Source organism: Veillonella sp. ZSJB6 (assembly GCF_051549505.1).
In the GTDB taxonomy this organism is placed as follows: domain Bacteria; phylum Bacillota; class Negativicutes; order Veillonellales; family Veillonellaceae; genus Veillonella.
This window is the reverse complement of the sequence record NZ_JBPUGE010000163.1, coordinates 1-241: the sequence shown is the minus strand read 5'-3', so window position 1 is coordinate 241 and position 241 is coordinate 1. Positions and strand designations below refer to the sequence as shown.

General features: G+C 41.9%; 1 protein-coding gene. It reads left to right on the top strand.

What is annotated here, in order from left to right; genetic code table 11:
• The coding region (locus tag ACSV5T_RS10295; protein ID WP_438321083.1) for a hypothetical protein at positions 1–202 on the top strand (202 nt) is incomplete at its 5' end.
• Positions 203–241 lie beyond the last annotated feature (39 nt).

Genomic DNA, 241 nt, shown 5'->3' with positions numbered 1-241 from the left:
ATTTGTATTTGGCTCCTTGCGTAACCAAAGTTTGGGCTATCGTATTGTGATTGCGCTATTGTTTGGCTTGGTATTTAGTTATCTGCAAGATTTGGTCGGGTTTGTCAGTTTAAGCACGGGATTTTCACCGTTTTTTATGGTGCTGTTACCGATTATTGCCAGTGCCGCGCTTGGCGTGTATTTAATTAGAAATAAAAACTGATATGGCTGCTGATTTATTGACTGACCCGCGTGTCGAAGC